The sequence below is a fragment of the Alkalibacterium sp. s-m-28 genome, from assembly GCF_054658175.1.
In genome coordinates this window covers 1-255 of the sequence record NZ_BAAGIQ010000429.1, presented here as the reverse complement: position 1 = coordinate 255, position 255 = coordinate 1, and the positions used below count along the sequence as shown (strand labels likewise).

The 255-nt window shown below is 42.4% G+C and carries 1 pseudogene; it reads left to right on the top strand.

What is annotated here, in order from left to right:
• Positions 1–255 (top strand): annotated as a pseudogene (locus ACYQ4S_RS12865) (IS5/IS1182 family transposase); the annotation flags it as partial.

Here is a 255-nt window from a genome sequence, read left to right as displayed (position 1 = left end):
AAACAGGATCCGAAACGCCGGGATAATTGGTCTTATGACGAAATAGAAGATGCTTATACCGACCTGGACGGTGTGCGGTTTAGTTTTACCCACTACAGCACACGTGTGGATAAACAGGGATATACGCTTCAGTTTAAAGTGTACACAGCAGATAAGGAACAAATGGATGACAGGCTGAATAAACTAGCCAAAACCCCGAAGGGGAACCAAAGACAAACATCGGTGAATTACAATTGGGAATACTTTAAACATCAA